4 protein-coding genes and 1 pseudogene are annotated in these 4140 nt (G+C 42.8%); 1 reads left to right on the top strand and 4 read right to left on the bottom strand.

What is annotated here, in order from left to right:
• A pseudogene (locus H6G97_RS46710) lies at window positions 1-447 on the top strand (AIPR family protein); the annotation flags it as partial.
• 43 nt (window positions 448-490) lie between these two features.
• Here the strand turns inward: H6G97_RS46710 and H6G97_RS46715 are convergent.
• The 4 genes from H6G97_RS46715 to H6G97_RS46730 all read right to left on the bottom strand — a co-directional run bounded on the left by H6G97_RS46715 (window position 491) and on the right by H6G97_RS46730 (window position 4068).
• Complete coding sequence (locus H6G97_RS46715; protein WP_190947192.1) at window positions 491-766, bottom strand: hypothetical protein; 276 nt, start codon at window positions 764-766, stop codon at window positions 491-493.
• A 388-nt stretch (window positions 767-1154) separates the two neighbouring features.
• Window positions 1155-1934 (bottom strand): tetratricopeptide repeat protein, encoded by a 780-nt coding sequence (locus H6G97_RS46720; protein ID WP_190947193.1) that lies wholly within the window; start codon window positions 1932-1934, stop codon window positions 1155-1157.
• Window positions 1935-1984: 50 nt separating this feature from the next.
• Window positions 1985-2422, bottom strand: a complete 438-nt coding sequence (locus tag H6G97_RS46725; RefSeq protein WP_190947194.1) for a hypothetical protein — start codon at window positions 2420-2422, stop codon at window positions 1985-1987.
• A gap of 146 nt (window positions 2423-2568) precedes the next feature.
• On the bottom strand, window positions 2569-4068 hold the full coding sequence (locus H6G97_RS46730; protein ID WP_190947195.1) for a multicopper oxidase domain-containing protein: 1500 nt from the start codon (window positions 4066-4068) through the stop codon (window positions 2569-2571).
• Window positions 4069-4140: the final 72 nt, after the last annotated feature.

Consider the following 4140-nt stretch of genomic DNA (forward strand, 5'->3'; position numbering starts at 1 on the left):
CCCAGAAGAAAGGGTAGCAACGATTTAGCATCAATAGATATACGTAAAACTACGTTATTGCCTGATAGCAAGTATTCATTCGGGTTTGGTGCGCCAACTGACCTCGCATTACCGATAATTGCATCCTATCGGGTATTTTTGGACAAGGATTATAAATGGATTCTGCCATTTAACGAATTCGCTGAAGATTTTCTCCAACACTTGTGGGCAAACTACTTCCGCAAATATTTGGTGTCGGAGAAAACAGCAGGAAATACAGTCGGCACAAAAATCAGCCGCAATCAAGAAATTTGGGAAAGTTTGTATATCTCTGCACAAAGTTATCTCAATTCATCCTTGGTGAAAATGGTTAACTCCAGTAAGTCAGAAGAACCTTATGTGACACAAGGTGCAAACAATCTTGGCAAAGGGAAAAGGGGTGAACTCAACGCAACCACTGGAAATTAACTGTATCTCTGATAACTCCATCTCTGACACAAGTTCCTCAAACTCACTTTTGCTCCGAAAGCTTGACAGGTGATAAGTGAACACCCAGGTTACGGGCGTAAACTTTGGTGAAGTACTGGACATTCGGCTGTGGGCAATCGCTCTTAGCGTAGGGCGGGGCATCGTTACACTGCCAACCATAATACGCAGGTATGTAAAGAGTCCAAGTGGCAGCTAGTAGTTTGCCAATCCAAAATTGCTGGGTGGAGGCCGGCAGGGGAGCAGAGGAGAGATTTGTACAAGTTGTTTCACCTGTACCCTTCTGCTTGCCACCAGGCAAAGTTTGTGTGGCGAAGCACTAGTAGTTCGCTTTCGTGACGAAAGCGGGGTACTGGGTTTTTGGGAAGGTGGGGCCCCTGAAGGGGATAAGGGGTGGGGGGAAAGGTTTTAAATCCCAAACCCAGTACCCTTTCCCCTTTCCCCATATCTCACAAGCGCATTTTTGGGTTGGCAGACTATTAGAAAACTGTAATGTATAGATGTAGTCTCCCACAGCCAATTATTTTGTTACAAAAACTTTTGCAAATGGTATTGGATTTAATTAGACATACTTAAACAACTTTTTAGAATGAAATAGCTCTGCGTAAATCCTAGCTTTTTAGAAATACAAGTAATAACAAAGGCTTCAACCAAAGGATGAGCCTAAATGATCGCTGACCAAATTCAACCTATTTTGTAACAGTTGTAGGCTCTGAAGAGCCGGAAAGTTCTTGAATCGCTAATGTTGTCTTTAAATATGAATCTCGCTTCCCTTGTTCGGAATATAGTAGTCTTGCTTTTTGATAATCTGCAATTGCTGCTTGATTATTGCCTAACTTAGTATGCAGATTTCCCCGATTGAAATAAGCATCAGCTTGTCCATGATTGATTGCTATTGCTTTATTGAAATTCTTCATTGCTTGTTGATTGTGTCCAAGTTGGTAGTAGGCAATACCTCTGTTTGCGTAGCCAATGCCATCTTCGGGATAAAGCTTAATTGCTTGAGTATAATTTTCAATTGCTTTTGGGTAATTTCTTAAAGCCTCATAAGCTTTGCCCTGCTGATTGTAGATATAAGAGAAAGAGGAATTTTGCTGTTTGGCTATGGTGTAGTCTTGAATAGCTCCTTGATAGTCTCCAAGTTGGCTGCGAAGATCAGCACGATATAAATAGGCTCTGTCGTGATCTTTGTCGAGTTTAATGACTTGATCAAAATCTTTCAATGCCCCTGCATAGTCTTGTTTATCTAGTTTCTCTAGCCCTTGGTTAACCAAGGCTTCCACCTTACTGGGCTGGGGCGAGGGTGCTGGAGTTATAGAGGGTTTAGTGGTTGTACTTGCTGGAGAAGAATGATTAGGCGAAGAGTGATGATGTTGAGCGATCGCAGGTATTATCTGAACACTGAGAATTAAACCACCCATTAGGGTTGCTAGCCCCCAAATGGCGATCGCTTTTAAAAGACGGCGCATAGTTTTAATTTATGATTTGATGACTTGGTTGAGTAAAAAACTGCTGTGGTTTAATCTTGTGGTAAAACATAATTCAACTGAGGTAAACTGCTCCTAAATTCAGAGCAGTTATTAATAACTGCTGATTTAATTGCCACATCAGCAAATCGACTAATGCCACTTGTACCTAACTTATTAATTACACTTGTTGGAAATATGGAATTGCTATCAGCTTCCACACTTGCTTTGATAGTTTCGTATGGTTGCCCTAATTTCAAATTAGTGCAAGTTTTATTAGATATAGCTATGAGCCTACCCGTAGGAGCGTAAGAGAGAAAATGATAACGCTTCTTTCCTAGACCTTCTCGAAACCAATCAGACTCCATAGCTAATTGGTTGAGATAGTTCTGAAGCGGTGGTGGATAGTCGGTGTCATCTGCTTGTACTGGGAGATGGAAAGGCAGTACTAAAGCGGCTCCTAATAATACTCCAATAAACTTCTTGAACATAGATTGCTTTTATCCTGTGATATTTAAAACTACACTGAACAATGCTCTCATCTGTGAAAGTCCCCATACCCTTTCCTATCACAACTAGCCTCTATCGATAGGTGTAAAGAGGGAGTATCAATAACCTATTGCCTGACTCTTACTATCTATAGAGGCGGTGCTGGAAGTGGTTTTGATGAAACTGCAAAAGGTGAGATTCCGCCCTGTCCCACTTCAAACTGATTCATCATGTCATGGTCTTCGTGAACCGTATTGTGGCAGTGTGACATATACTTACCAGTATTCGGGCCATACCTACCAATTACTCGTACTGACTCATTTTCACCAACATAGAAAACATCCTTAAGACCACGCTCATAAGGGAAAGGTGGTTTCCCATTACGGTCAAGGATTTGGCAATCAACTAGGTGAAGATGGATAGGATGAAACCAACCACCTGCGTTGTTATACAATCTCCAAATCTCTACATCACCTACTTTAGGATTAGCATCAATTCGGTCATTCTCCCAGATTTTGCCATTGATAACCCACAGACCATTAGTTCGCTCATATCTGAATTCTCTGGTTCGCACAGCCGCAGACTCTGGGATAGATTCAACTGTACGCAGTGTAGAAGGGATAGAACTGTCATCAGTTGCGGCAGCGACAACATCAAAGCGCATAATTTGCTCTGTACCATCGTAATCATCGTTGTTAGGAAGTCCAAGATTTTGCAGCACTATCCGAGTACCGATGGCGTACTTGGAAAAGTCGATAATGAATTCGTAGCGTTCTGCCATCCCCAACCGAAAATTCTTTACCCTAACTGGCGCGCTCATTAATCCAGCATCAGTGCCAATCATAGTAAAATCACTACCATTACTCAGGGCAAGCTTGTAAGACCGCGAAATCGAACCATTCAAGACTCGGAAACGGTACTTGCGAGCAGCTACCTCCATCCTCGGCCACGGCGCACCGTTAACCAGAATCACATCACCAAATTGGCTTTTCTCGCCTTGGTCATCAAAGACCAATCGACCATTAGTAGTAAACTGCTTATCCTGGATAATCAGTGGTACATCATACTGATCTTTGGGTAAGGGTAGGCCAAGCTCAACCGCATCTTGAACAATGTACATACCTGCCAAACCCATATAGACATTACGTGCAGTATTATGGATTGCGTGGTCGTGATACCAAATTGTGGCAGCGCGGTTGTTTGGATAGACGTAATCTTTGTAATAACCTGGTGCAGTCAAATCTTCAGCGTAGCCATCATATTGCGGTTGCGATGCCATGCCATGTAGGTGGACTGATGTTGCTACGCCCACACTATTATTGATAAAGCGGACAACTGATTGTCGCCCAAGACGTTGCTTTATTGTGGGGCCTGGACTGATTCCGTTATACCCCCAAACCTCGGTTGTTAGCCCAGGCAGAATATTAACCCGACCTTTCTTCATCGTAATCTCGTAGTAATCTGTGGTCGTATCACTCCGTACTGGGTTAAGTACTGGCGGGATGGGAAGTTTGACGGAAAAAGGGGTTGGCTGAGGGCTGCCAGCAGTACCTGCTTGGGAACGATACTGAAAACCTATAGGAAGCAACAATGAACCGCCTACAAGCGCTCCTAGCTTCAGGGCTTCTCGTCTAGTTATTTGTTTCACTTTAATTCCTTTACTAGGTGATGACAATACTTACCAAAATGGCTTGACCAATTGGTAGATATCAGGTCTTAT

The sequence above is a fragment of the Nostoc flagelliforme FACHB-838 genome (genome assembly GCF_014698065.1).
In the GTDB taxonomy this organism is placed as follows: Bacteria; Cyanobacteriota; Cyanobacteriia; order Cyanobacteriales; family Nostocaceae; genus Nostoc; species Nostoc flagelliforme_B.